Source organism: Flavimaricola marinus, from assembly GCF_900184895.1.
Taxonomy (GTDB): Bacteria; Pseudomonadota; Alphaproteobacteria; order Rhodobacterales; family Rhodobacteraceae; genus Flavimaricola; species Flavimaricola marinus.
In genome coordinates this window covers 164,907-189,113 of record NZ_FXZK01000006.1, presented here as the reverse complement: position 1 = coordinate 189,113, position 24,207 = coordinate 164,907, and the positions used below count along the sequence as shown (strand labels likewise).

Annotated in this window: 25 protein-coding genes; 14 read left to right on the top strand and 11 right to left on the bottom strand. The window is 65.0% G+C overall.

Going from position 1 to position 24,207, the window contains the following annotated elements:
- Positions 1-23: 23 nt before the first annotated feature.
- The 7 genes from LOM8899_RS15675 to LOM8899_RS15645 all read right to left on the bottom strand — a co-directional run bounded on the left by LOM8899_RS15675 (position 24) and on the right by LOM8899_RS15645 (position 8,376).
- The gene (locus LOM8899_RS15675) at positions 24-1,355 is read right to left on the bottom strand and encodes a M16 family metallopeptidase (protein WP_093993182.1); all 1,332 of its coding nucleotides are present in this window, start codon (positions 1,353-1,355) and stop codon (positions 24-26) included.
- Positions 1,352-2,698, bottom strand: a complete 1,347-nt coding sequence (locus LOM8899_RS15670; RefSeq protein ID WP_093993181.1) for a M16 family metallopeptidase — start codon at positions 2,696-2,698, stop codon at positions 1,352-1,354. Before LOM8899_RS15670 ends, LOM8899_RS15675 begins: the two co-directional genes overlap by 4 nt.
- A gap of 88 nt (positions 2,699-2,786) precedes the next feature.
- Positions 2,787-3,014, bottom strand: coding sequence for a DUF3035 domain-containing protein (locus tag LOM8899_RS15665; protein WP_093993180.1), 228 nt, complete (start codon positions 3,012-3,014; stop codon positions 2,787-2,789).
- Positions 3,015-3,070: 56 nt separating this feature from the next.
- Complete coding sequence (gene lspA, locus LOM8899_RS15660; RefSeq protein ID WP_093993179.1) at positions 3,071-3,574, bottom strand: signal peptidase II; 504 nt, start codon at positions 3,572-3,574, stop codon at positions 3,071-3,073.
- 11 nt (positions 3,575-3,585) lie between these two features.
- On the bottom strand, positions 3,586-5,172 hold the full coding sequence (gene purH / locus LOM8899_RS15655; protein WP_093993178.1) for a bifunctional phosphoribosylaminoimidazolecarboxamide formyltransferase/IMP cyclohydrolase: 1,587 nt from the start codon (positions 5,170-5,172) through the stop codon (positions 3,586-3,588).
- 25 nt (positions 5,173-5,197) lie between these two features.
- A complete protein-coding gene (locus tag LOM8899_RS15650; RefSeq protein WP_093993236.1) occupies positions 5,198-6,976 on the bottom strand; it encodes a heparinase II/III family protein in 1,779 nt (592 codons plus the stop codon).
- A 125-nt stretch (positions 6,977-7,101) separates the two neighbouring features.
- Positions 7,102-8,376, bottom strand: a complete 1,275-nt coding sequence (locus tag LOM8899_RS15645; RefSeq protein ID WP_093993177.1) for an RsmB/NOP family class I SAM-dependent RNA methyltransferase — start codon at positions 8,374-8,376, stop codon at positions 7,102-7,104.
- 72 nt (positions 8,377-8,448) lie between these two features.
- Between LOM8899_RS15645 and LOM8899_RS15640 the strand changes: the two genes are divergently transcribed.
- The gene (locus LOM8899_RS15640; RefSeq protein ID WP_093993176.1) at positions 8,449-8,622 is read left to right on the top strand and encodes a DUF1674 domain-containing protein; all 174 of its coding nucleotides are present in this window, start codon (positions 8,449-8,451) and stop codon (positions 8,620-8,622) included.
- A gap of 18 nt (positions 8,623-8,640) precedes the next feature.
- Here LOM8899_RS15640 and LOM8899_RS15635 read toward each other — a convergent pair whose 3' ends face one another.
- Complete coding sequence (locus tag LOM8899_RS15635; RefSeq protein ID WP_093993175.1) at positions 8,641-9,000, bottom strand: dihydrodipicolinate reductase; 360 nt, start codon at positions 8,998-9,000, stop codon at positions 8,641-8,643.
- 81 nt (positions 9,001-9,081) lie between these two features.
- Complete coding sequence (gene dapB / locus LOM8899_RS15630; protein ID WP_093993174.1) at positions 9,082-9,891, bottom strand: 4-hydroxy-tetrahydrodipicolinate reductase; 810 nt, start codon at positions 9,889-9,891, stop codon at positions 9,082-9,084.
- Positions 9,892-10,009: 118 nt separating this feature from the next.
- On the opposite strand from dapB, the gene rbfA reads away from it, so the two are divergent.
- The 13 genes from rbfA to LOM8899_RS15565 all read left to right on the top strand — a co-directional run bounded on the left by rbfA (position 10,010) and on the right by LOM8899_RS15565 (position 22,184).
- The gene (gene rbfA, locus LOM8899_RS15625; RefSeq protein ID WP_093993235.1) at positions 10,010-10,426 is read left to right on the top strand and encodes a 30S ribosome-binding factor RbfA; all 417 of its coding nucleotides are present in this window, start codon (positions 10,010-10,012) and stop codon (positions 10,424-10,426) included.
- Entirely contained in the window at positions 10,423-11,145 is a 723-nt protein-coding gene (locus LOM8899_RS15620) for a phosphodiester glycosidase family protein (protein WP_093993173.1), read from the top strand. The genes rbfA and LOM8899_RS15620 overlap by 4 nt, the downstream gene beginning before the upstream one ends.
- A 94-nt stretch (positions 11,146-11,239) precedes the next feature.
- The gene (gene truB, locus LOM8899_RS15615) at positions 11,240-12,148 is read left to right on the top strand and encodes a tRNA pseudouridine(55) synthase TruB (protein ID WP_093993172.1); all 909 of its coding nucleotides are present in this window, start codon (positions 11,240-11,242) and stop codon (positions 12,146-12,148) included.
- A gap of 112 nt (positions 12,149-12,260) precedes the next feature.
- Positions 12,261-13,136, top strand: coding sequence for a glutathione-dependent disulfide-bond oxidoreductase (gene yghU, locus LOM8899_RS15610; RefSeq protein ID WP_093993171.1), 876 nt, complete (start codon positions 12,261-12,263; stop codon positions 13,134-13,136).
- Positions 13,123-13,695 carry a DUF1643 domain-containing protein gene (locus LOM8899_RS15605; RefSeq protein ID WP_093993170.1) on the top strand — a complete coding sequence of 191 codons (573 nt, stop codon included), beginning with the start codon at positions 13,123-13,125 and terminating at the stop codon, positions 13,693-13,695. Before yghU ends, LOM8899_RS15605 begins: the two co-directional genes overlap by 14 nt.
- Complete coding sequence (locus LOM8899_RS15600) at positions 13,692-14,576, top strand: alpha/beta fold hydrolase (RefSeq protein WP_093993169.1); 885 nt, start codon at positions 13,692-13,694, stop codon at positions 14,574-14,576. The genes LOM8899_RS15605 and LOM8899_RS15600 overlap by 4 nt, the downstream gene beginning before the upstream one ends.
- A gap of 112 nt (positions 14,577-14,688) precedes the next feature.
- Positions 14,689-15,573 carry a calcium-binding protein gene (locus LOM8899_RS15595; protein WP_093993168.1) on the top strand — a complete coding sequence of 295 codons (885 nt, stop codon included), beginning with the start codon at positions 14,689-14,691 and terminating at the stop codon, positions 15,571-15,573.
- 131 nt (positions 15,574-15,704) lie between these two features.
- Positions 15,705-16,622, top strand: a complete 918-nt coding sequence (locus LOM8899_RS15590; RefSeq protein ID WP_093993167.1) for a calcium/sodium antiporter — start codon at positions 15,705-15,707, stop codon at positions 16,620-16,622.
- A gap of 184 nt (positions 16,623-16,806) precedes the next feature.
- The gene (gene rpsO / locus LOM8899_RS15585; RefSeq protein WP_093993166.1) at positions 16,807-17,076 is read left to right on the top strand and encodes a 30S ribosomal protein S15; all 270 of its coding nucleotides are present in this window, start codon (positions 16,807-16,809) and stop codon (positions 17,074-17,076) included.
- A 256-nt stretch (positions 17,077-17,332) separates the two neighbouring features.
- The gene (locus tag LOM8899_RS15580) at positions 17,333-18,172 is read left to right on the top strand and encodes a DMT family transporter (protein ID WP_093993234.1); all 840 of its coding nucleotides are present in this window, start codon (positions 17,333-17,335) and stop codon (positions 18,170-18,172) included.
- 139 nt (positions 18,173-18,311) lie between these two features.
- Positions 18,312-18,707 (top strand): PIN domain-containing protein, encoded by a 396-nt coding sequence (locus LOM8899_RS15575; RefSeq protein ID WP_093993165.1) that lies wholly within the window; start codon positions 18,312-18,314, stop codon positions 18,705-18,707.
- A 225-nt stretch (positions 18,708-18,932) separates the two neighbouring features.
- Complete coding sequence (gene pnp, locus LOM8899_RS15570) at positions 18,933-21,065, top strand: polyribonucleotide nucleotidyltransferase (protein ID WP_093993164.1); 2,133 nt, start codon at positions 18,933-18,935, stop codon at positions 21,063-21,065.
- A 192-nt stretch (positions 21,066-21,257) separates the two neighbouring features.
- A complete protein-coding gene (locus tag LOM8899_RS15565; protein WP_093993163.1) occupies positions 21,258-22,184 on the top strand; it encodes a calcium-binding protein in 927 nt (308 codons plus the stop codon).
- Positions 22,185-22,223: 39 nt separating this feature from the next.
- Here LOM8899_RS15565 and LOM8899_RS15560 read toward each other — a convergent pair whose 3' ends face one another.
- Positions 22,224-23,039: a lytic murein transglycosylase gene (locus LOM8899_RS15560; protein WP_093993162.1), complete on the bottom strand. Its 816-nt coding sequence runs from the start codon at positions 23,037-23,039 to the stop codon at positions 22,224-22,226.
- Positions 23,040-23,169: 130 nt separating this feature from the next.
- A complete protein-coding gene (locus tag LOM8899_RS15555) occupies positions 23,170-23,964 on the bottom strand; it encodes an inositol monophosphatase family protein (RefSeq protein WP_093993161.1) in 795 nt (264 codons plus the stop codon).
- Between the last annotated feature and the right edge of the window lie 243 nt (positions 23,965-24,207).

Sequence of the window (24,207 nt, the reverse complement as noted above, 5' to 3'; positions counted from 1 at the left end):
CCGATTGCGATTCTGCGAGGGGGTTATTGCCCGGAAATCGGCGGCAACGGCCCGGTTTCCAATCCCTCGGGCTGACCCACGACGGTGAAGTGAAGCGCCTCTGGGCGAAGCAGATAGGCGGCGACCCGGTTCACGTCGTCCAGCGTCACCGCCTCGACGAAATCGTTGCGGTTGACGACATAGTCCGGGCCAAGGTCGACCCGCTGCATCCCCACCATGATCTCGGCAATCGGGCCGTTCCCGTCAAAGCGGAGGGGGTATTCGCCGGTGATATAGGTCTTGGCGGCGTCCAGCTCCTCTTGGGTCACACCCTCCTCGGCGATACGGGCCCACTCGGCGCGGATCACGTCGATGGCTTCGGCGATCCGGTCGTTGGACGACGCCACGCTGCCGATGACCAATTCGGCATGGACGCGCGGCACGAGATAGGTCGAAACGCCGTATGTCAGGCCGCGCTTTTCGCGGACTTCGGTCATCAAACGGCTCTCGAAGCCGCCACCACCGAGGATGTGGTTCAGCACATAGGCGGCAAAGAAATCGGGATCGTCGCGCTCGAGGCCGGAATGGCCGAACAGGGCCACCGACTGCGGCGTGGGATAGTCGATGACAGTCACACCGCCGGCGAGGCCGAACTCCACGTCCTCGGACGGGGGCGGCGAGGTGCGGGGCAAATCGCCCAACAGCTCGTCGATCATCGCGCCCGCCGTGGCCGCATCGGTATCGCCGACCACGGCGACATGAACGCGGTCTTGGGTCACGGCATCCAGATGGGCCTGGATCAGATCGTCGCGGGTCAGGGCCGCGACACTCTCGACCGTGCCGGACATGTCAGAGCCATACGGGTGATCCGGGAACGCGGCGGCATAAAAGGCATCGCCCGCGATGCGGTTGGGGCGCTGCGCGTCCGACGCGATGTTGGACAGCACCTGCGCACGGACCCGTTCCACAGCATCCTCGTCAAAGCGGGGGTCGGTCAGGGCTTGGCGCAGCAGGGCCACGGCCTCGGTCTGGTTCTCGGTCAGGAACCGGGCTGAAATCGACACGGAATCGTCATAGGCATCAAAGACATAGCTCGCCGCCAACGCTTCGCGCGCGGCCTGAAAGGTGCGGGCGTCCATATCGGCCGAGCCCTCTTCGATCAGGGCCATCATCAGATTGACGGCACCGCGCTTGCCGGGGCGGTCCAAGGCGCCGCCGCCTTCGATGCTGATCTCCAGCGCCACGAACGGGATCGAGGTCTCCTCGACTAGCCAGAAGTCGATGCCACCGGGGCTGACCTCCTGCTGGATATCGACAGCGGCCTGAACAGAGGCTGCCCAAAGGCTGGCGCAGAGGGCGAGGGTCACACGGATCATTGGGTCAGCTCCTCGCGGCTGGCGACCACATAGGCGGTCACCGATTGGTTCAGGTCAAAGACCAGCTCTGCGGCGGCCATGATATCCTCGGCCGTAACCGCTTGCAGGATATCCGGCCAGGCTTGGACGTCCGCGACGGTCAGACCCTGTGTCAGCGCCGCACCATAGCGGCGGGCGAGGCCGTCGACATCGTCGCGGGCGTAAATCTCGGCGGCACGCAGCTGAGTGCGAATGCGCTCCAACTGCACCGGGTCGATGCCCTCCTCCATGAACTCGGCCAAAGCCTGATCCATCGCGGCTTCGGCGTCGGCAAGGCTCACGCCCTCTGCCGGAACGACCGAGATCGAGAACGTGGTGTCGTCGAGCGAACCGGCGTCATAGCCCGCGCCGGTAAACAGCGCGATATCGCTCTCAAAGGTCAGCTTGGTGCCAAGAACCGAGGTAAACGACGACCCGCCAAGGATTTCAGACAGATAGACCAAGGCCGCGGCCTGCTCTTGGGCACCGCTGTCGCGCTCGGGGGCAAGGTAGCTGCGGGTGACGTAGTCGTTGCTGACGCGACCGTCTTCATAGATCAGGCGGCGCTCGGCACGCTGTGGCGGCTCTTCGGAGCGGATACGCTCCGGCAGGTCGGGCTCGGCCGGGATCACGCCGTAATACTGCTCGGCCAAGGCACGGACATCGTCGGGATAGACGTCGCCCGCGACCACCAGAATGGCGTTGTTTGGGGAATAATAGAGGTCGTAGAAGGCGAGCGTGTCCTCCATCTCCAGCGCCTCCATCTCGTGCATCCAGCCGATGATCGGCACGCCGTAGCGATGGTTGAGATACTGAGCGGCGCGGATTTGCTCGCGGGCCAAAGCGCCGGGGCTGGTCTCGGTGCGCTGGTTGCGCTCTTCGATGATGACCTGACGCTCGGTCTCGATATCCTCGGCGGTGAGGCGGATATTCTCCATCCGGTCGGCTTCCATCTGCATCATCAAAGGCAGACGGTCGGCGGCGATCCGTTGGAAATAGGCGGTGTAGTCATAGCTGGTGAAGGCGTTGTCATCGCCGCCATTGGCGGCCACGGTGGCCGAGAACTCGCCGCTTTCCAGCGTGTCGGTCGCCTTGAACAGCAGATGCTCGAGGAAATGGGCCACGCCGCTGACGCCGACAGGCTCATCGGCGCTGCCGACGCGATACCAGACCATGTGGGTCACGACCGGGGCGCGGTGATCCTCGATCACCACAACCTCCATGCCATTGTCGAGGGCAAAGGTGGTGACCTCTTCGGCCTTGGCCACCGCCGCGGTGAGCGACGTCAGCAGCATGGCAAACGGCAGGAACATCACTCGGATCATCTGTCATAACCTCGGCATTATGGGCATCGGTGACAGATAAGTAAGCGCCTGAGCCGGCAACGCAAGGCGGGCCACGCGGTTGTGAGCGTTACTCCGGCGCTGGCGCGGTGCGGACGAGGCCGCTGTCGGCGCGATTCGTGCCACCGGGGGTGGGCGGCGGCAGGGTCAGGGTGCTCGGGATGACGAGGGGATTGGCAGGGACCACGAGGTATTCGGCAGGCTCGTTGGTCGCCTCGTAAAGCTGCGGCCCGTCGGCTCTGGAGCCGCAAGCGGCGAGGCTCGCCACGGCGATCATGCTCAAAACGGCTTTCTTCATGGCAGCTACCTTCACAACTTGTCCCCGCGCAACTCTAACCTACCACAACATGTAGGTCACGATGCCTTTTTGGCAGGGCGCTTGCGCGCCGATTTCCGCCCGTTTCTGCCGTCGCCGGTAAAGATCACGAGGCCGACCGCTCCTGCAAAGACGGCGATATCGGCTACGTTGAAGGCATAGGGGTTCTCGATGCCGCAGCAGGACACGTTCAGGAAATCGGCCACCGCGCCATAGAGGACGCGGTCGACCACATTGCCCATCGCCCCCCCGACCAGCAGGCCCGCGCTCAGAAACGTCCAGCGCGACCCGCCGTCGCGGCGGATCCAGAACAGCACCAGCAGGGTGATGACGCAGGCCAGCACCACGAGGAACCAACGCATGTCCAGCCAAGCAAACAGGCCGAAGTTCACGCCCCGGTTCCACGCCATGCGGAATTCGATGAAGGGCGACCAGACATCGATGTGCAGCCGGGTGATCAGATCCATCCAGTGGACGACGATATATTTCGACGCCTGATCCAGCAGGAACACCCAGAATGCAGTCCACAATGTCAGGCGCATCCGCGTCTCCTCTAGTGCCGGAAGTGGCGCATACCGGTAAAGACCATCGCGATGCCGGCCTCATCGGCGGCGGCGATGACTTCGGCATCACGCATCGATCCACCAGGTTGGATAAGTGCAACCGCACCGGCCTCGACCGCGGTGATGACCCCGTCGGCAAATGGGAAAAATGCATCCGATGCCACGACAGAGCCCTTGGCCGGGCTGGCCGGAAGGCCGCAGGCTTCGGCCATGTCCTCGGCCTTGCGGGCGGCGATGCGGGTGCTGTCCACGCGGCTCATCTGGCCCGCGCCGACACCCACGGTCGCGCCGTCCTTGACGTAGACGATCGCGTTCGACTTCACATGTTTGGCGACGATCCAAGCAAAGCGCAGATCGGCCATCTGCTCGGGCGTCGGCTGCACCTTGGTCACGACCTTCAGATCGGCCTCGGAGATCTGGCCGGTGTCCTTGCCCTGCACGAGGAAGCCGCCCGAGACCTGCTTGACGGTCATCCCGCCAGCCGCCGGGTCGGGCAGACCATCGGTCAACAAGAGACGCAGGTTTCTTTTGGCTGCAAATACGGCCTTCGCGGCCTCGGACGCACCCGGAGCGATGACAACCTCGGTAAAGATTTCCACGATCGCCTTGGCGGTTGCCTCGTCGAGCGGCTGGTTCAGGGCGACGATACCTCCAAAGGCACTGGTGCGGTCGCAGTCATAGGCGGCGCGATAGGCGGCTTCGAGCGTGTCGCCCTTGGCGACGCCACAGGGGTTGGCATGCTTGACGATCACGCAGCACGGCCCCAGATCGGCAAACTCGGCAACCAACTCATAGGCGGCATCGGTGTCGTTGATGTTGTTGTAGGACAGCTCCTTGCCCTGCACCTGCGTGGCGGTCGCCACGCCTGCGCGGGCGGTGCCGTCGGTATAGAACGCGGCGGCCTGATGCGGGTTCTCGCCATAGCGCAGGGTCTGGGCCAAGGTGCCGGACACCGATTGGCGGCGCGGCGCAGTCTCTCCGATCGCGCCGGCCATCCAGGTGCTGACGGCGGTGTCGTAGGCGGCGGTGCGGGCATAGGCGGTCTGGGCAAGGGACTGACGGAAAGCGAGCGTCGTCCGGCCGTCATTGGCCTCCAACTCGGCCAGCAGCGGGGCGTAGTCCTCGACATCGACGACGACGTTCACGAAGGCATGGTTCTTGGCGGCAGAGCGGATCATCGCCGGACCACCGATGTCGATATTCTCGATGGTTTCGGCAAAGCCGGCACCACGGGCCACGGTGGCCTCGAACGGATACAGGTTCACCACAACCAGATCGATCGGATCGATGCCGTGCTCTGTCATCGCGGCGACATGGCCGGCATCGTCACGAACGGCGAGCAATCCGCCGTGGACGACGGGGTGCAGGGTCTTGACCCGGCCGTCCATCATCTCGGGGAACTTGGTCACCTCGGACACGTCGCGGACGGGCAGGCCCGCATCGCGGATCGCAGCGGCAGAACCGCCGGTCGAGAGCAGCTCCACCCCCCGGTCCGACAGCGCACGCGCCAGATCAATCAGGCCGGTCTTGTCGGATACAGACAACAATGCGCGGCGCAGAGGTTGCAGGTCGGTCATGGCAGCTTGGTCCTCTCGGGGTCGGTTAGGTCTCGGGCTCCTCGGCGCGACCATCCGGACCAAACCCCAGCGACGGCCCGCTGCGCGCATAGTCGCGCACCACGTCGGGCGTATCCTGAGCTTTGGCCAGTGACCAACGCACGCGGGTCGCATAGGACATTGCGACGCCGGTTAAAACCACCTGTTTTGTCGAACGGGGGCGCAATCGACCGGATTCGAGGTAGACCGACTGCTCCAATAGCATGTCGGAGGCGCCCTCCTGGCGGAAAATCCAGACCTCGCCGCTCTTGAGCGCCAACGAAACGGCCGTGCCGCCCATGTCCAGATCCGCCTGCACGTCGGGATGCAGGTGGAACCGGACGCTGAAGGGAATCCCTTGCAGCTGGAAGCCGTCGAGCATCCGGTCGAAACGGGCTTCGTCGGCGGTGCTCAGGGTGGTGAGGATTTCTTCTCCGAGGATGCTGCGGCCATCGGCGGTGGAATCGATCACCCGGCCGTGGGTCAGGCCATGGGTGCGCTGCCAGCCGTTATGGGACAGCTGCAGCTTGAACGCGCCGCCGGCCTCCTGAATCTCGCAGACGACCGTCTCGGGGACGTCGACCAGCATCTCGCGGGGGTCGCCATCGTGGCCGGACGGCCCCAGACGCGCCGAGGAATAGCCCTCGATGCTCAGGGTGGAATGGCTGGGGGTCGCGCGGCCCGCCCGGCGCCACTCCGGGCCGAAACTGGCGCCCGATCCGCAGTTGACGATCACCGGACGCCGCCCGGATGTCATCTCGAAGGCGAGGGTCGAGGCATGGGCATCGGCCGAGGCCGGGCCCTTGGGCGGGGCGGCGGCATCCACGATCAGGCTGGTGCGGCCCGCGGTGACCCGGGCATAGCCCATGTGAAGCCCGCCGTGGTGAAAGGCCTTCACCCCGGAATTGGCAAGGGCATGGTCCAATCGGCCGTCGAGGCCGCGGCCACCGCCGTGAAACCGGGCCAATCCGCCGTCGGAATGGCGCAGCGCGCGCAGGGTCGGGGCGATCCGACTGATCGCGTCGGTCACCGATTGCGGCACCGGCTCTCCGGCTTCCTTCAGCGCCGCAATCGCCCATGTGAGCAGGGTGAAGACCTCGAGCAACTCTTCCGGGTTGCGGCTGGGAATGCCCCCTTCGGCATCCACGTCTTCACGACAATCGCTCTCGAGGGCGCGGATCGCGGGCTGCACATGGCCCGACATGCCCTCCAGCGACAGACCCGCATAGATCAGGCCGGTGACGGCCTCGAAACGGGGCAAACCGGGGGCGGCCGTGCGCCAGCGGCGGGACAGGAACACCACCTGCCGGCTCAGCGAGCGGTAGAACCTGTCGCCATCGGCCTTGTCGCGGCCGCGCAGCAGCAGGACCGCGTGGTTGATCCAGCGGATCAGGCGGCGGCCGGTCAGGTCCGGGGTCCAGCCGGGGCCACGGCCCTTTTCATAGCGGCTGATCCAGCCATAGACCCAGTCCTGCGCCCGCTCGGCCGCCTTGCGGTCTCCGACGGCCGCCAGATCGTCGAGCCAGCCGAAACCGTGCAGAGCATCCACGAAAGGGGCATCCTCCGGGGCGATATCCCAAATCTGGGTATTGGGGGCTTCGATCAGATGGCCGGCAAACAGGAAGTTGCCCGCAATCATCTGACGGCCCTTGGCATACTGGCCGATCGTGCGCGGCTCGGGCGACGACACAAAGGCGGTCGCCGGCGCTGGCCGACCGGCCAGACGCGCATGAATCTGGTTCAGAAGGCGCGTGCGCCGCGCTGTCCAAGTCTGCCCACTGGCCAAGGTCTGCTGCCTCTGTTCGATGCGTTTCGCATGCTTGTTATGTTGAGTATGATACGCCCACGGGCCGGACAAGTCACGCGATTGTCATCCCATCCCGGATTTCGGCGGGCGGGCGCAATCGCGGCTCAGGCCGGGGTGGTCAGACACGCCATGTAGAACCCGTCCATCCCCCCCTGATCGGCCCAGTAATCCGGGCGCAGTCTCAGGCCGCCTTCTTCGGTCCGCCACGCCGGATCGACGCCCGGCACATCGAGAGCGGCGCGGTCGACGGTCAGGCCCGGATGACGGGCCAAAGCCTCGTCGATCTGGACCTCGCCTTCGTCGGGCAAGAGGCTGCATGTGCAAAAGACCAAGCGGCCACCGGGGCGCAGCAGGCTCAAGGCATGGTCGATCATCACCTCTTGCTGCGCGATCAGGGCGCCGAATTCCGAACCGTCCTTTGCGACGGGCAGGTCCGGGTGGCGGCGCATCGTGCCGGTGGCCGAGCATGGCGCGTCGAGCAGAACAGCGTCAAAGCCGCCCCGGTCGAATGCCATCGCATCGGCCACGATCACCTCGGCGGTCAGGCCGGTGCGGGCCAGATTGGCCGACACACGGGCCATCCGGGCCTCGGACAGATCAATCGCGGTGACGGATGCTTCGGCTGCGGCCATCTGCATCGTCTTGCCACCGGGGGCGGCGCAGAGGTCGAGAACCTTTTCGCCCGACTTGGGGGCCAACAGGCGCACCGGCAGCGCCGCCGCCGCATCCTGCACCCACCAGTCGCCCGAGTCATATCCGGGAAGGGCAGTCACCTGCCCCGCGCTCGCGAGGCGGACAGATCCGGTGGGCAGGACGATGCCGCCGACCGCCGCCGCCACGGCCTGCGGATCGGCCTTCGGGGTCAGGTCCAACGGGGGCGCAACCGCTTGCACCGCCTCCATCGTCTCTACCGCCGGGCGACCCCACGCGGCGACCAGAGGCTGACGCAGCCAACCGGGAAGACGGGGGGCGGGCAGCTTGTCCCACGCGGCGGGATCGGCGGCGACCTTGCGAAGCACGGCATTGACCAAACCCTTGAACTGGGCGGTGCGCTTGCCCTGCCCCACGATGCCGACCATCGCATTGACCACACCGTGCGGCGCGGCGCCCCCGACGATCTCGACGACGCCGAGGCGCAGCACGTTGCGCACGATCAGCGGCGGGTTGCGCTGCAGATAGGGCTTGAGCAAACGGTCCGCGCGATCAATTGCGCGCAGGGTCTCGATGGCGAGGCGCTGGGCGCGGGCACGATCCTCCGGGGGCAAGGCGCTCAACGCACCGGCCGCCATCAGCTCGGGAAGCAGGCGGCCCTCGGCCGTCACCCCCTGCAGCAAGTCCAACGCCGCCTTGCGGGGCGCACGCCCGTCTTGATCCGCCATCTGTCGCCCCTTGTCGATGTATTGAGGCGGGGTATATCAGGGATACGGGCCGCACAAGAGAGAGGCACCCAGATGAGCGACAGCAAAGACCTGCCCCCCGCCGCCCAGCGCGCCTTGGCCGAGGCCGAAGCGCGGCGCAAAGAGGCGGCGAAGCTAGACTTGCCCCCCGAACAGGGCGGGCCGACCGGGCCAGAGCCCGTACGCTACGGCGATTGGGAGAAGAAGGGTCTGGCGATCGACTTCTAGGTCGACCGCGACAGACCGTTACTGAAGCCGAAAGACCGCACTGTCACCCGCGCCCTGATCCACGGTAAAGCGGACGCGGTCGCCGGCGGCTTCGACCAGCTGGCAGTTATAGGGGATCTCGGTCCCGCTCCAATCCATGTCGCGGCAGAAATAGCCGTTCTGCCACGTCCACGACCCGGTGATCGGCCAGCCGACGGCAGAGCCGTCGATCGCGCCGTTGGAGCGCACGACGATGTTCACGCCGAAACGGCCAAGGCGCATCTGGCGGTCCGCGATCATCTGCAAAAAGGCGTCACGGCTTGTGATCGGAGAGAAATCCTGCGCGACGGCAGGGGCGGCAGTCAGGGCGATCAGGGCGGCGGCAATCAGGCGTTTCATCGGGCGTCCTCCAAGCAGGCTTTCCCTGATTAGACGGACGATCTTGCCGATCGGTTCACTTTTTGCGGCAAAAAGGCGCGGTCAGAGGCCCAGAACGTCCATCATGTCGTATTCGCCGGGGTTGCGGCCCTGCGCCCAAAGCGCGGCTTTCAGCGCACCACGGGCAAAGACGGCACGGTCCGAGGCGACATGGCGCAGCGTGATGCGCTCGCCCTCGGCGGCAAAGAGGACGTCATGCTCGCCCACGATGTCACCGCCGCGAATGGCGACGAAGCCGATGTCGCCGCGCTTGCGGGCACCGGTGATGCCGTCGCGGCCACGGTCCGACACATCGGCCAGTGCGACGCCACGGCCATGGGCGGCAGCCTCGCCCAGCATCAGGGCGGTGCCGGAGGGGGCGTCGACCTTCTTGTTGTGGTGGGCCTCGATCACTTCGATATCGAAATCGGCATCCAGAGCGGCGGCGACCTTCTCGGTCAGCTTGACCAGCAGGTTGACGCCGAGGCTCATGTTGCCGGCCCGGACGATCACCGCATGGCGGGCGGCGGCGGCGATCTTGGTCAGGTCCTCGTCGCTCAGGCCCGTGGTGCCGATGACATGGGCGGCGCGGGCTTGCGCCGCGAGGGCCGCGAATTCCACGGTGGCGGCCGGGGCGGTGAAATCCACGACTGCCTGCGCCTTGGCAAAGGCTTCGAGGGGGTCGTCGGTGACGGTCACACCGATCGGCGCACCGCCCATCGCCTCGCCCACATCGCGGCCGACCCAGTCGTGGCCCGGACGCTCCAGGGCCGCGACCAGCCGGGCGGCATTGGACGCCACGATGACCTGAATCAGCATCCGGCCCATGCGGCCCGATGCGCCTGTGACTACGATCCCCGGCAGTTGCGTCATATCTCACCCTTTCGCTTTCGAAGGCGGTCATAGCGGTTGCGGCGGGTCTGGGCAAATCCTTGCGTCACGGATCTCGGGCTGGCTTCACATCCGGTGCAGAAACACCTACATGGGCGGCATGGCCAAAAACAAATCCTCCTCATCGTCCGCCTCGCGCACCGCGAGCGCAGGACCATCGCAACGGCAACTCCGGGTCGGCGAACTGCTGCGTCGGACGCTGTCCGAAGTGCTGCAACGCGGCGAGGTCCACGACGAAGACCTGCAAGGCATGTCGATCACCGTGGGCGAAGTCCGGGTCTCACCCGATCTGCGGATCGCCACCGCCTATGTGCTGCCTCTGGGCGGCAAGGGGCAGGACGAGGCGCTCGAGGCGCTGCGGCGCAACAAGCACGAAATCCGGCACCTCGTCGTCAAGGGGATGACGCTGAAATTCGCGCCCGAGCTGCGGTTCGAAATCGACGATACATTCGACCGGATGGATCGGACGACGGCGCTGTTCGCCGACAAGCACGTCCGGCAGGACCTGGACGATTGATCCGCGCCGCCGCACTCTTTGTGGCGGTTCTGACAGGGTCGGCCGCCAGCGCGGTGACCTGCGAAACCGTAGGCTTCGAAGGGCTGTCCTACTCTGTCTGCGACGTCGACCCGGCCCGTGACGAACTGGCGCTCTTTCTGCGGCGGGGCGACGGCACCGGGCTCGGCAGCTTTGCCGCGCTCGCCGCCGAACGACCTGAGCAGACCCTGCGCTTTGCGATGAACGCCGGCATGTATCACCCCGACCGCAGGCCGGTCGGGCACTACGTGCAGGACGGGGTCGAGGTCATGCGGCTTCTGACCAACGAAAGCCCCGGCAATTTCGGGCTGCTGCCCAACGGCGTGCTCTGCCTGACGGACGACAGCGCGCGGGTCTACGAGACGCTCGCCTTTGCCGAGGCCGCTCCGGCTTGTCGGGATGCCACCCAGTCGGGGCCGATGCTGGTGATCGACGGGGCGCTGCACCCGCGGTTTCTGGCCGATTCGGATTCGCGGTTCATCCGCAACGGGGTCGGCACTTCCGACGCGGGCGACCGGGCGGTCTTCGTGATCTCGGATCAAGCGGTCAGCTTCCACGAATTCGGGCGGTTCTTCCGCGACGGGCTGGGGCTGCCACAGGCGCTCTACTTCGACGGGCGGATCTCGCGGCTCTATGCGCCGGATCTGGGGCGGAACGATGCGGGCTTTGCGATGGGGCCGATGATCGGTGTGTTCGAATAGGCGAAAGGGGATTGCCACCGGCGGCATCACCCTCCCCGCTTGACGTCATAGCACAGAGACTCTACCCCGCAGGTCTTTCAAGGCAGAGGGCATCATGGGCAAACGCAAAGGTCGCAACATCTCGGGCTGGCTGGTCGTCGACAAACCTGCGGGCTGGACCTCGACCGCCGTGGTGAACAAGGTCAAATGGGCCTTCGACGCGGCCAAGGCCGGACATGCAGGCACCCTCGACCCCGAGGCGACAGGCGTGCTCGCCATCGCGCTGGGCGAAGCGACCAAGACCGTGCCCTACATCACCGACGCCCTGAAATGCTACTCCTTCACCGTGCGCTGGGGGCAGGCGACGAACACCGACGACGCCGAGGGCGAGGTGATCGAGACCTCCGACCTGCGGCCCACGGACGAAGAGATCAAAGAGGCGCTGCACGGTTTTGTCGGCGACATCGACCAGGTGCCGCCGCTGTTTTCGGCGGTCAAGATCGACGGGCAGAGGGCCTACAAGAAGGCGCGGGACGGCGAGGATTTCGAACTGGCTTCCCGGCCGCTCTGGGTCGAAGAGCTGGTGATGACCGCCCGACCCGACGCCGATACCGCGGTGCTGGAGATGACCTGCGGCAAAGGCGGCTATGTGCGCTCCATCGCCCGCGATCTGGGGCGCAAGCTGGGCTGCCTCGGGCATGTGGTCAGCCTGCGGCGGGAATGGTCCGGGCCGTTCAAGGCCGCCGACGGGGTCAAGATCGAAACCATCGAGGAAATGGCAAAGTCGCGCGATCTGGACGCGTTTCTGCAACCGCTCGAAATGGGGCTCTACGACCTGCCCGAACTGACTTGCCCAGAGGCGAGCGTGGCCAAGCTGCGCAACGGCAATCCCGGCATGGTCTATCCCGGCGATGCCGAATACGGCGAGGAATGCTGGGCCAGCCACAACGGGCAGGCGATTGCCGTGGGCAAATACATGGGCAGCGACCTGCATCCGACACGGGTCTTCCTGCCGGCAGACTAGAGCAAGGCCGCGCGGGCCTTCGGGCGGCGACCAAGGCGACACACGGTAAGGAGGGTTTCATCCCCCCCGACTTTGCGGCATCACTTGGGCAAACGCATCAAAGAGGCCCGACATGACCGACAGCTACACTCCACCCGCCGTTTGGACGTGGGACAAATCCAACGGCGGCAAGTTCGCCAGCACCAACCGGCCCATCGCAGGGGCGACGCACGACAAGCCGCTGCAAGTGGGCAAGCACCCGCTCCAGCTCTACTCGCTGGCCACGCCCAACGGGGTCAAGGTCACGGTCCTGCTCGAAGAGTTGCTCGCCGCCGGGCACTCCGGCGCGGAATACGACGCCTGGTTGATCAACATCGGCGAGGGCGATCAGTTCGGATCGGGCTTTGTCGAGGTGAACCCGAACTCCAAGATCCCGGCGCTGATGGATCATTCGACCACACCGCCGACGCGGGTGTTCGAATCCGGGGCAATCCTGCTCTATCTGGCCGAAAAGCACGGCGGCGCCTTCCTGCCCGCCGATCCGAGCCTTCGGGCCGAATGCCTGTCGTGGCTGTTCTGGCAAATGGGCAGCGCGCCCTACCTCGGCGGCGGCTTCGGGCATTTCTACGCCTACGCGCCCGAGAAATGGGAATACCCGATCGACCGGTTCGCGATGGAGACCAAGCGGCAGCTCGACGTGCTCGACCGGGCCTTGGCCGAGCGGACCTATCTGACCGGCGACGACTACACCATCGCAGATATCGCGATCTGGGCGTGGTATGGGCAGCTGGTTCTGGGGCGGCTCTACTCGGCAGCCGAATTCCTCGACGTGGCCAGCTACAAGAACGTCATGCGCTGGGCCGAGGCCATCGACGCGCGACCAACGGTGCAACGGGGGCGCATGGTCAACCGTGCCTTCGGCGAGCCTGAAACCCAGCTTCACGAACGGCACGACGCCAGCGATTTCGAGACCAAGACGCAAGACAAGATCGGCGATGCCAGCAGCTAAGGTGGGGGTCACCCCACCCGACCAGAACGACACGATCACCCGGACGCATCTCAAGGACGATGCGGCCAGCACGGCCGTGTATTCGAGCTGCGAAGCGTATCGCTACCTTCTGACCCGGACGTGGGACGCGTCCGGGCCAAAGGCGCTGTTCATCATGCTCAACCCTTCGACCGCCACCGAAGTGCAGAACGACCCCACCGTCGAACGGTGCGAGCGGCGGGCGCGGACGTTGGGCTTTGGCAGCTTCCGGGTCACCAACATCTTCGCGTGGCGGGACACCGATCCGCGCAAGATGCGGGCGGCGGCCGATCCGGTCGGGCCGCTCAACGATGCCGCCATCCGCGACAGCGCGGTTGACTGGATCACCGGACCGGACGACCGGATCGTCTGCGCATGGGGCACCCACGGCGCACATCTCGACCGTGGGGCCGACGTAACGCGCCTCCTGCGGGCCACCGGCAAAGACCTGCACACGCTGGGGCTCACCAAGGACGGGCACCCCAAGCACCCGCTCTACATCAGCTACAGCCAGCAGCCCGAACGCTGGAGCCTGCCATGATCGACGGCTTCGGCCATAGCTTTGTGCAGACCGGCGACGTCCGGCTTTCGGTCCACCGTGCAGGTTCCGGCACCCCGCTGATCCTGCTGCACGGCTACCCGCAGAACCATCACTGCTGGGAACATGTCGCACCGACGCTGGCGCAGGATTTCGACGTGATAATCCCCGATCTGCGCGGCTACGGCGACAGCGACGCCCCGCCCGACGATGCCAGCCACAGCACCTACTCCAAACGGCAGATGGCCAATGACGTCGCGGGGCTGATGGACGCGCTCGGGATCGGTCAGGCGCATGTGCTCGGGCATGACCGGGGCGGGCGGGTCGCCTACCGCTTTGCGCTCGACCATCCCGAACGGCTGCTGAAACTCGGGATCATCGAGATCGTGCCGACCGGGGATTTCTGGGCCAACTGGACAGCCGATCTCGCGCTCAAGGCCTACCACTGGACGTTCCTCGCCCAGCCAGAGCCCCTGCCCGAGCGGATGATCGGTGCCGATCCGGTGGGCTACATCGACTGGACGCTCGGCGCATGGACGCGGAGCCGCGACCTTTCGGCCTTCTCCGACGCAGCACTTGAAAGCTCCCGCGCCCAAGCGCGCGATCCGGCCCGGATCCATGCGATGTGCGGGGATTACCGGGCCGGGGCCACCTTCGACCGGGCACTCGACGAGGCCGACAAGGCCGCCGGGCGGCAGATTGATGCCCCGCTGCACTTTCTCTGGGCGGAAACCGGGTTCCCCGCACAAACCGGCGACCCGGCCGCGCTCTGGCGGTCATGGGCACCGCAGGTCACGGACAGCAGCTGCCAATCGGGGCATTTCGCCATGGAGGAAGTGCCCGAACAGGTGCTTGCGGCTTTCCGGCCGTTCTTCGGCAGCTAGACCGTTAACCTTTTATATAGATTTTGGACGAAAGCGGCGGGTCGGTCTGCTATTGTGGCTGCACAATTCACCGGGGCCTGCGGGGGCGGTCCCTCGTTCCGGAAAAGTGTCAATGCTCGCTCTGTTTTCCCTCCTTGGCATCGCCATCGCCGGCATGGCCATGCTGCCCTCGCCATCCACCGAAACCGAAGGTGACGGGCCGCCCGCCGATGCCGAGGATGATCCGCCACTGCGCGATCTCAACGATCTCAACGACGACGAGAACGATCCCTACGGGCTCTACCTCGGCAGCGGCGGGGCGGATTACCAACAGGCCGGCGAAGATCGGGACGTCATGGCCGGGCTTTCCGGGGACGACATTCTCGACGGCAACGACGGCGACGACATCATCGGCGGCGGGGCAGACAGCGATGAATTGCACGGCGGACGCGACGACGACAGCCTCTACGGTGGCAGCGGCGACGACGACCTCTTCGGGCATGTCGACGACGACTGGATCGCAGGTGGGACGGGCAGCGATACGCTCAACGGCGGTGGCGGCGACGACACCCTGTTCGGCGGCGACGGCGACGATACGCTGCACGGATCGCTCGACGACGACAGCCTGTTCGGCGGCGCGGGCGAAGACGTGCTGCACGGCGGATCCGGCGATGATCTGATCGACGGGCGAGGCTCCGAAACCGTGGCGGCACGGGACTACCTCAACGGCGGGGCCGACGAAGACGTCCTGCTCGGCGGGGCCTTCGACCACATGAACGGCGGCACAGGCGACGACATCTTCAACCTCGAGGCGGGGTCCATCGGCACCGCAACGGTCGAGGATTTCGCAACCGGCGAAGACACGATCGTCGTGGTCTACGACGGCGACACCGCCCCCGACCTCAGCATCGAAGAGGACGAAACCGGCACCACGCTGATGGCCAATGGCAACCCGATCGCGGTGTTGCCGGGGATCAGCGGGCTCGATCTGGGTCAGGTGCAACTGGTTCAGGCGTGACGGCGACGCGGCCGCCGCGCACCTCCAGCCCGCCCGGCAAAGAATTATTTCCGCGGCCATCTTGCAGCAGGGCGCGGCGAACCTGACATACCCAACGCAGGCCGGCGCTCCGCCCGCCGCGGGGGGCTGACTTGGACTATATTCTGATCGTGACCGGCTTGGCCGGTCTGTTTCTGGGCGGCGAGGCGCTGGTGCGCGGCAGCGTCCAGATCGCCCGGCGTCTGGGCATTTCGCCAATGGTGATCGGGCTGACCGTCGTCGGCTTCGGGACCTCGACGCCCGAGTTGTTGGTTTCGCTGCAAGCCGCGCTCAACGGGGTGCCCGACATCGCCATCGGCAATATCGTCGGCTCCAATATCGCCAACATCCTGCTGATCCTCGGGCTGACCGCGCTGATACGACCGATCCGCATGGGCCTTGGGACGCTGCGGCGCGACATTGGCGTGATGATCGGCGCCGCGCTTCTGCTGCTGCCGCTGTTCGGGATGGGCGAGATCTCGCGGCCCGCCGGAGCGGTGCTCGTCGCGGCGCTCGGGGGCTACCTGGTCTGGACGCTGGTCTCCCCCGGCACCGACAACCGGGACGACGAAATCGACGGGCCGGCTATGGGCCTGCCCGGGGCGCTGCTCTGGGTGATCGTGGGCTTTGTCGCCCTGCTGTTCGGGGCGCGGTTTCTCGTCGACGGGGCGGTGTCGGTCGCACGGACCTTCGGGCTGTCCGAGGCGTTCATCGGGCTGAGCATCGTCGCGGTGGGAACCTCCCTGCCCGAACTTGCGACCTCGCTGATCGCGGCGATGCGGCGGCAGTCCGACATCGCCATCGGCAACGTCATCGGCTCCAACATCTTCAACGTTTTGGGCATCCTCGGCACCACCGCGCTGATCACGCCGATCCCGGTGGCGGCGCGCTTTCTCGGAATCGACCTGCCGGTGATGCTCGGCGTCTCGGTGCTGCTGGCCGTGCTGCTGCTCCTCTGGGCGCGGATCGGGCGGGGGATGGGCGTGGCGATGCTGATCGGCTACGCAGGCTACATCGGGCTGGCGCAATAGGAGCTGCGGCCCGGCACTCGGGGGCACAAGACCTCACGGCCTTTTGCGAAACCCCTTCCCTTTTGGGGCAAGATCCCCTATGCGCAGCCATCGTCCGGGCCAAATGTCCGGGCGTCCCTCCACGGGCCTTGCTGGACGACATCCCGGCCTGCGCCATAACCCTCTGATATAAAAGGAGACCCCGATGTCGATTACGCCCGAAGAAAAAGCCCGACTCATTTCCGAATACGGCACCAAGCCCGGCGACACCGGCTCCCCCGAAGTGCAGGTCGCAATCCTGTCCTCGCGGATTGCCACGCTGACCGAGCACTTCAAGACCCACAAGAAAGACAACCACGGTCGCCGTGGCCTGCTTGTGATGGTGGCAACGCGTCGCAAGCTTCTCGACTACGTCAAGAAGAAGGACGAAGCCCGCTACACCGACCTGATCAAACGTCTCGGCCTGCGCCGCTGATTTGAAGCATCGACGGAGTGCAGGTTAGACGGTCTTGCCTGCAAGACCGCGATCCGGCACCCCTCCGAGGTCATCCGAAACGCTCGCCTTCCGGCGGGCGTTTTGCGTTTCCGACGGGTGCGGCCTTGCCAGCCGGTATCGGGGTGGTGCATCCCTACGCCCAAGGCCCGAGCGGCCGACCTCGCCCCAGACAGGATCGCCCGTGAGCCCGACCATCGCCATCGACAGCCGGTCCAACCTGATTGGCAGCCTCTGGATGATCACGGCAATGGCGTTCTTCGCCATCGAAGACAGTCTGCTCAAATCGGCTGCGACGTCCGTCCCCGTGGGGCAGATCATGGTGCTGTTCGGGCTCGGCGGTGCGGCGGTCTTTGCCGCGGTCGCCCGGTGGAATGGCGAGGCGCTCTATACCCCCGACGTGATCTCGCCCGCCATGCGGGTGCGCTTCGTCTTCGAACTCGTCGGGCGGCTGTTCTACACCCTCGCGATCACCCTGATCCCGCTTTCGGCGGCGACTGTAATCCTGCAGGCCACGCCGCTGGTCGTGGTCGCCGGGGCGGCGCTGGTGTTTGGGGAAACGGTCGGGTGGCGGCGCTGGGTGGCCATCGTCATCGGGCTGATCGGGGTCATCATCATCGTGCAGCCGGGGACCGACAGCTTCTCGGCCTTGTCGATCATCGCCGTTCTGGGGATGCTCGGCTTCGCGGGGCGGGATCTGGCCAGCCGGGCCGCGCCCGCCTCGCTGAGCACAGCGCTGCTTGGGGTCTACGGCTTTCTGACGATCGTTCTGGCCGGAGCGATCTACGGGCTGTGGCAGGGCGCCGCCTTCGTGATGCCCTCGGGCACGGCGGGGCTGCTTCTCATCGGGGCGATCCTGTCCGGGGCCTTCGCCTACGGCTGCCTGATGCGGGCGATGCGCACCGGCGAGGTCTCGGCGGTGACACCCTACCGGTATACGCGCCTGCTGTTCGGCATCGGGCTCGGCGTGCTGCTCTTTGGCGAGGAGGTCAGCGGCACGATGATCCTGGGCTCCGGGCTGATCGTGTTCTCGGGGCTGTTCATCCGGTGGCGGGGGCGGCAGGCGCAAAAGGGCTGACCACGCCACGGCTAGCCCGAACCGGTCGACGGCGCTGGCCCGCCGGAATGCCCGCTCAAAGCCCTAAGTGACGGAGGCTGCACGGCACACAAACGTCTGCTAACGTTTACCCAGCCAACTTCGAAAGTGAGCATTCTTCATGCGCTTTGTCATCTCACTTGATGTCGCCCTGCAGCTTGTCAGAGAACGCGCACAAATACCGGCGAAAAGCACTCTTTTGGCGCCTACTTTGCTCAGATCACAAATTCTGTCCGAGCTATTTGTGTCGGTCCGCCGTGATGAGTTTAATCGCGCGGAGGCGAATGCTCGGCTCGATCACATGCGGGCATTGAAGATCAGGCTGCTTGGAGACCGTGTTCTGCAAAAGGTTGCTTGGGACATGGCCGAAGAGCTTGGTTTGGGCGATACGATGCAGTCGGAATATGTGGCGTTGGCGAAGCTACAAGCAGACGCCTTCGTCACGCTCGACAATGCTCTGGCAAAATCTCTCAAAGATGTGGTGCCCATAGCATCGGTGAAAGACATTCTTGCATGAGTATTGGCGGACGTTTGCGTCAACGCTTCGAAAGATCACTTTGTCCACAATGCCGACACTCCGCCCCCCAAACAAACCCTCCCCTTCCCAAACCGCGCGAAATCGGTTAGGCCCCGTCCATCTTGATCCGATCCGGCGCCCGGACCCAGCGCCAAACAAGATAGCGGGGTCAGGGGGAATACGCCCCCTACGTAGGAAGGGCTGCGGCCCAAACAGGAAACACACATGTTCAACACAGTCACGAAATCAATCCAGTGGGGCGAAGAGACGCTGACACTGGAAACCGGCAAGGTCGCCCGTCAAGCAGACGGTTCTGTCATTGCCACGCTCGGCGAAACCAGCGTGATGGCCAACGTCACCTTTGCCCGCCAGCAAAAGCCGGGGCAGGACTTCTTCCCGCTCACCGTGCATTACCAAGAGAAATACTACGCCGCGGGTAAAATCCCCGGTGGCTTCTTCAAGCGTGAGGCCCGCCCCACCGAGAAGGAAACGCTCACAGCCCGCCTGATCGACCGTCCGATCCGCCCGCTGTTCGTCCCCGGCTTCAAGAACGAAGTGCTCATCATGTGCACCGTTCTGTCGCACGATCTGGTCAACGACCCCGACGTCGTCGCAATGATCGCAGCCTCTGCGGCTCTGACGATCTCCGGCGCGCCGTTCATGGGCCCGATCGCCTGTGCACGCGTTGGCTTCGAGGATGGCGAATACATCCTGAACCCGACCATCGACGACATGCACAACCTGCGCAACAACCCCGAGCAGCGGCTCGATCTGGTTGTCGCCGGCACCAAAGACGCCGTGATGATGGTCGAATCCGAAGCCTACGAGCTGTCGGAAGCCGAAATGCTGGGTGCGATCAACTTCGCGCACGAGCAGATCCAGCCGGTGATCGACCTGATCATCGACCTGGCCGAAGAGACCGCCAAAGAGCCGTTCGACTTCCAGGCGCCCGACTACAGCGACCTCTACGAGGCCGTCAAAGCCGCCGGCGAAGACAAGATGCGCGCCGCCTACGCGATCACCGACAAGCAAGAGCGGACCGCCGCCGTGTCGGCCGCCAAGGACGCGATCAAGGAGACGCTCACCGAAGAGCAGCTCGAAGACGCCAACCTCGGCACCGCCCTCAAGAAGCTGGAATCCAGCGTTCTGCGCGGCGATGTGGTCAAGAACGGCAAGCGGATTGACGGGCGTGCCCTCGACACCGTGCGTCCGATCGTCTGCGAAACCGGCCTTCTGCCCCGGACACACGGCTCCGCCCTGTTCACCCGTGGCGAAACGCAGGGCCTCGTGGTCACCACGCTCGGCACCGGCGATGATGAGCAATTCATCGACGCGCTGCACGGCAACTTCAAATCGAACTTCCTGCTGCACTACAACTTCCCTCCCTACTCGGTGGGTGAAGTTGGCCGCGTAAGCGGACCGGGCCGTCGCGAGATCGGCCACGGCAAGCTGGCATGGCGCGCGCTTCAGGCGGTTCTGCCCGCGGCAACCGATTTCCCCTACACCATCCGTCTGGTGTCGGAGATCACGGAATCCAACGGTTCCTCCTCGATGGCTTCCGTCTGTGGCGGCTCGCTCGCCATGATGGACGCAGGCGTTCCGCTCAAAGCCGCCGTTGCCGGTGTGGCCATGGGCCTGATCCTCGAAGAGGACGGCTCCTACGCGGTCCTGACCGACATCCTGGGTGACGAAGACCACCTCGGCGACATGGACTTCAAGGTCGCAGGGACCGAGAACGGGATCACCTCGCTGCAGATGGACATCAAGGTCGCAGGCATCACGCCCGAGATCATGGAAAAGGCGATGGCACAAGCCAAAGCCGGCCGTTTGCACATCCTCGAAGAGATGGGCAAGGCACTGACCGGGGCACAGGAATTCTCCGTCCACGCGCCCCGGATCGAGACCATGCAGGTGCCGACGGATAAAATCCGCGAAGTCATCGGCTCTGGCGGCAAGGTCATCCGCGAGATCGTCGAAGTCTCCGGTGCCAAGGTCGACATCAACGACGACGGCATCATCAAGATCGCAAGCCCGAACGGCGAAGCCATCAAGAAGGCCTACGACATGATCTGGTCCATCGTGGCCGAGCCGGAAGAAGGCAAGATCTACAAAGGCACCGTGGTCAAGCTCGTCGACTTCGGCGCTTTCGTGAACTTCTTCGGCAAGAAAGACGGCCTCGTGCATGTCTCCCAGATCGAAAACCGTCGCCTGAACCATCCCTCGGATGTGCTCAAGGAAGGTCAGGAAGTCTGGGTCAAACTGCTCGGCTTCGATGATCGCGGCAAGGTCCGGCTCTCGATGAAGGTCGTCGACCAAGAGACCGGCGAAGAGGCCACCAAAGAAGAAGCCGCCGACTAATCCCGGCAAATGCAAACAAAATCAAGGGGCTCCAGACGCAAGTCTGGGGCCCCTTTCGCTTTGCGGGTCTGCGACGATTGGTCCCCTAAACTCAGGTTTAATGGCGGGCTGTGCGGGCTGCTAAACCACAGTGCAATTGCCCGGTGTGGCTTGGGGCGGTCTTCTTTGGTCATAGAATAAGGAGACAAGCCCATGTTCGGCACCAGCATCCACAGCCTTCGCGCACTCACCATGCCAATTGCTCTGCAGGCGACGCCCGGAACCGACGGACCCGACGTCCTGAACGGGACAAACGGAACCGACATTCTGATCGGTCGCGGCGGCGCTGACGTGCTCAACGGCAACGGCGGCTTCGACATCCTTCTGGGCGGCAATGACGACGACGAACTGGCGGGCGGCGCTGGGCTCGACATCCTTATCGGCGGTCGCGGCGGCGATGCCTATGTCGTCTCAACGTCAGACGGCGGCACAGACCTGATCAACGAAAAGGGCGACGCGCCGGTGCTCAACGGCTATTATTCGTCTAATATCGACACGCTGGAATTGGGTCAGCTCGGCACGCTCGACATCGCCCTGCACTCCATCGGTGTTGCGATTTCGGGCGATGACCTGATCATCAGCTACGACAACGCCGCCTTCGGAACCTCCGGTCAGGTCACGATCAAAGGGCACTTCGCCGACACGGCCTCCGGGCTGGAGGCGATCGATTTTGGCACCGGGGTAGTCTATCACATCTCAGCGCTGTCGGGTGACCAATACACCTACAGCGTCCACTCCGGGCCAGACGCCGGAGGCGAAGACCTCGTGCTTGGCACCAATGCTGGCGAGGAGATCTACGGCGGCATCGGCAACGACATCATGTTTGGCGGCGGTGGGGCTGACAGCTTCATGTTCCATGACGAAGAAGACGCCAACGGCGCGCACGACATCATCCTCGATTTTGAACTGGGGGTCGATGTGCTCGACTTCACCGACATCAAGACGCTCACCGAAGCGGACGTCAGCGTGGCGGACAACGCTTGGGGCAATGCCAAAGTCAGCACTGCCTACGGGACGATCGAGTTACAGGGTGTCGCCAGCAGCGACGTCGGCGCAGACGACTTTCTCTTCGCCCTCTGATGGGCAGGTAGGGCGCCAAACGGCGCCCTATCCCCCGATTCACATCCGCGCGGCGGACAGAGCTATCGCCTGCTGATAGACGGTCGCTGCGTTCCACTCGTTCAGGACCCGGAAATTGGCGGTGCCCTCCTGATAGGGTTGGCCCGGCTGCCAGCCCTTCTGACGCAGGAAATTCGCAGTCGAGGCGAGCGCGTCGGACTGGTTGTAGAAATCAACCCGGCCGTCGCCATTGGCGTCAACGCCATAGCGCAGGGCATTGCCCGGCAGGAACTGGGTATGGCCCAACTCGCCGTGGGCGGCACCGCGGGTCGACGGATCAAGGCTGCCGCGATCCACCATCACCAGGGCCGCCAGCGCGTGCGGGACAAAGAAATCCGACCGGCGGCAGTCATAGGCCACGGTCAGGATCGAACTGACGACGTTCTCGTCGCCCATAAAGCGGCCAAAGCCGGTCTCCATCCCGTGAATCGCCAGCAGGATGCCGGCAGGCACGCCGTAGGCGCGCTCGAGGCTCTGATAGAAGGCCGGGTTGGCGTTGTAGCGGCTGCGCATCTGGCCGGCAAAGCTGTCGAGCGAGCCAAGGCGGATGCGGATGAATTCGTTCAGCTCGTAACGGACACCGCGCTGGTTGCGGTCGGCCGCGATGGTGCGGGTGGCATAGCTCGCCCCGGCAAGCGCCTGAAGGCCGCGCTGGCCCACGCCCTGCGCCGCCGCTTCGGAGGCAAAGGCCTGTTTCCAGGCATTGAAACCGCTTGCATCGTTGCCGCATTGGGCGGCCTGCGCCATCGGCGCGGCCACAGCGAGAAGGGCCGCCGCACAGGCAGCGGCCAGAGGGGAGCGAAGGGATCGGATCATGATAGTCCTCGAGTTAACCAACAGTCGTTGACCGAAGGTTAGCACGAGGAAACTTGGGGCAATAGCCCCATGGGGGTCAGGATTTCCCGCCCCGGGGGCAAAGGGATGCCTTGGCTCGCGCGTCGGGCGATCATACGCCGCGGGCGCGGATCACCTTGGCAAAGCGTTCGAAGATCTCGCCGTTCGCGACGATCACGTCGCCGTCGGTCAGCGGATCATGGCCCTCGCGGATCGGGCCGATCAACCCGCCGGCTTCGGTCACGATCAAGAGGCCGGCGGCGATATCCCAGATATGGACCTCGCGCTCCCAATAGCCCTCGTAGCGGCCTGCAGCGACATAGGCCAGATCGAGGGCCGCCGCGCCAAAGCGGCGAACACCGGCGCATTCGGGCATCAGTCGAGCGAGATCCTGCAAGGTGGCAGGCAAGGTGTTCTTGGCGGCAAAAGGAACGCCGGTTGCAAAGATGCTCTCGATCATGCGGTTGCGGCCGGATACGCGCAGACGGCTCTCGTTCAGCCAGGCGCCCGATCCCTTCTCGGCGTAGAACATCTCGTCCTTGACGGGGTCATAGATCACACCGGCGACGATCGCGCCCTTGTGCTCGAGGGCGATCGAGATCGCCCAATGGGGCAGGCCATGGAGAAAGTTGGTGGTGCCGTCGAGCGGATCGACGATCCAGCGGCGGGTCGGATCCTCGCCTTCGATCTCGGCTCCCTCCTCGCCCAGAAACCCATAGGTCGGGCGGGCTTCGAGGAGCGCCTCGCGGATCGTTTGCTCCGCGGTCCGGTCGGCACGGCTGACGAAATCGCCCGGGCCCTTGCTGGAGACCTGCAACTGCTCGACCTCGCCGAAATCCTTGAGCAACGCCCGCCCGGCCCGACGGGCGGTTTTCATCATCACATTGAGGTTCGCACTGCCGGCCATGGCTCTTGGTCTCTCTTCCAGATCAGGTGTAGATCGGGCGTATAGGCGCATGACCCGCACGGAACAAGGGGGGACGACCGCTTCCGGCCCCGGTGCGGCGAATCCCGCACGGATGCGCCATACGGGCACATAGCGGCGCAGGGGGATCACAGTGGCGGATCAAACCGGGCGGCCACGCGGATGACGCTGGCAAGTAGATCGCATTTGAGACAACTTATAGGCGAATGACCTTGGGCCATTAAG

Coding starts and splice junctions, on each gene's coding strand:
- LOM8899_RS15675 (WP_093993182.1), bottom strand. CDS start 1,355: ATGATCCGTGTGACCCTCGCCCTCTGCGCCAGCCTTTGGGCAGCCTCT.
- LOM8899_RS15670 (WP_093993181.1), bottom strand. CDS start 2,698: ATGATCCGAGTGATGTTCCTGCCGTTTGCCATGCTGCTGACGTCGCTC.
- LOM8899_RS15665 (WP_093993180.1), bottom strand. CDS start 3,014: ATGAAGAAAGCCGTTTTGAGCATGATCGCCGTGGCGAGCCTCGCCGCT.
- lspA (WP_093993179.1), bottom strand. CDS start 3,574: ATGCGCCTGACATTGTGGACTGCATTCTGGGTGTTCCTGCTGGATCAG.
- purH (WP_093993178.1), bottom strand. CDS start 5,172: ATGACCGACCTGCAACCTCTGCGCCGCGCATTGTTGTCTGTATCCGAC.
- LOM8899_RS15645 (WP_093993177.1), bottom strand. CDS start 8,376: ATGGCGGATCAAGACGGGCGTGCGCCCCGCAAGGCGGCGTTGGACTTG.
- LOM8899_RS15640 (WP_093993176.1), top strand. CDS start 8,449: ATGAGCGACAGCAAAGACCTGCCCCCCGCCGCCCAGCGCGCCTTGGCC.
- LOM8899_RS15635 (WP_093993175.1), bottom strand. CDS start 9,000: ATGAAACGCCTGATTGCCGCCGCCCTGATCGCCCTGACTGCCGCCCCT.
- dapB (WP_093993174.1), bottom strand. CDS start 9,891: ATGACGCAACTGCCGGGGATCGTAGTCACAGGCGCATCGGGCCGCATG.
- rbfA (WP_093993235.1), top strand. CDS start 10,010: ATGGCCAAAAACAAATCCTCCTCATCGTCCGCCTCGCGCACCGCGAGC.
- truB (WP_093993172.1), top strand. CDS start 11,240: ATGGGCAAACGCAAAGGTCGCAACATCTCGGGCTGGCTGGTCGTCGAC.
- yghU (WP_093993171.1), top strand. CDS start 12,261: ATGACCGACAGCTACACTCCACCCGCCGTTTGGACGTGGGACAAATCC.
- LOM8899_RS15605 (WP_093993170.1), top strand. CDS start 13,123: ATGCCAGCAGCTAAGGTGGGGGTCACCCCACCCGACCAGAACGACACG.
- LOM8899_RS15600 (WP_093993169.1), top strand. CDS start 13,692: ATGATCGACGGCTTCGGCCATAGCTTTGTGCAGACCGGCGACGTCCGG.
- LOM8899_RS15595 (WP_093993168.1), top strand. CDS start 14,689: ATGCTCGCTCTGTTTTCCCTCCTTGGCATCGCCATCGCCGGCATGGCC.
- rpsO (WP_093993166.1), top strand. CDS start 16,807: ATGTCGATTACGCCCGAAGAAAAAGCCCGACTCATTTCCGAATACGGC.
- LOM8899_RS15580 (WP_093993234.1), top strand. CDS start 17,333: ATGATCACGGCAATGGCGTTCTTCGCCATCGAAGACAGTCTGCTCAAA.
- LOM8899_RS15575 (WP_093993165.1), top strand. CDS start 18,312: ATGCGCTTTGTCATCTCACTTGATGTCGCCCTGCAGCTTGTCAGAGAA.
- pnp (WP_093993164.1), top strand. CDS start 18,933: ATGTTCAACACAGTCACGAAATCAATCCAGTGGGGCGAAGAGACGCTG.
- LOM8899_RS15565 (WP_093993163.1), top strand. CDS start 21,258: ATGTTCGGCACCAGCATCCACAGCCTTCGCGCACTCACCATGCCAATT.
- LOM8899_RS15560 (WP_093993162.1), bottom strand. CDS start 23,039: ATGATCCGATCCCTTCGCTCCCCTCTGGCCGCTGCCTGTGCGGCGGCC.
- LOM8899_RS15555 (WP_093993161.1), bottom strand. CDS start 23,964: ATGGCCGGCAGTGCGAACCTCAATGTGATGATGAAAACCGCCCGTCGG.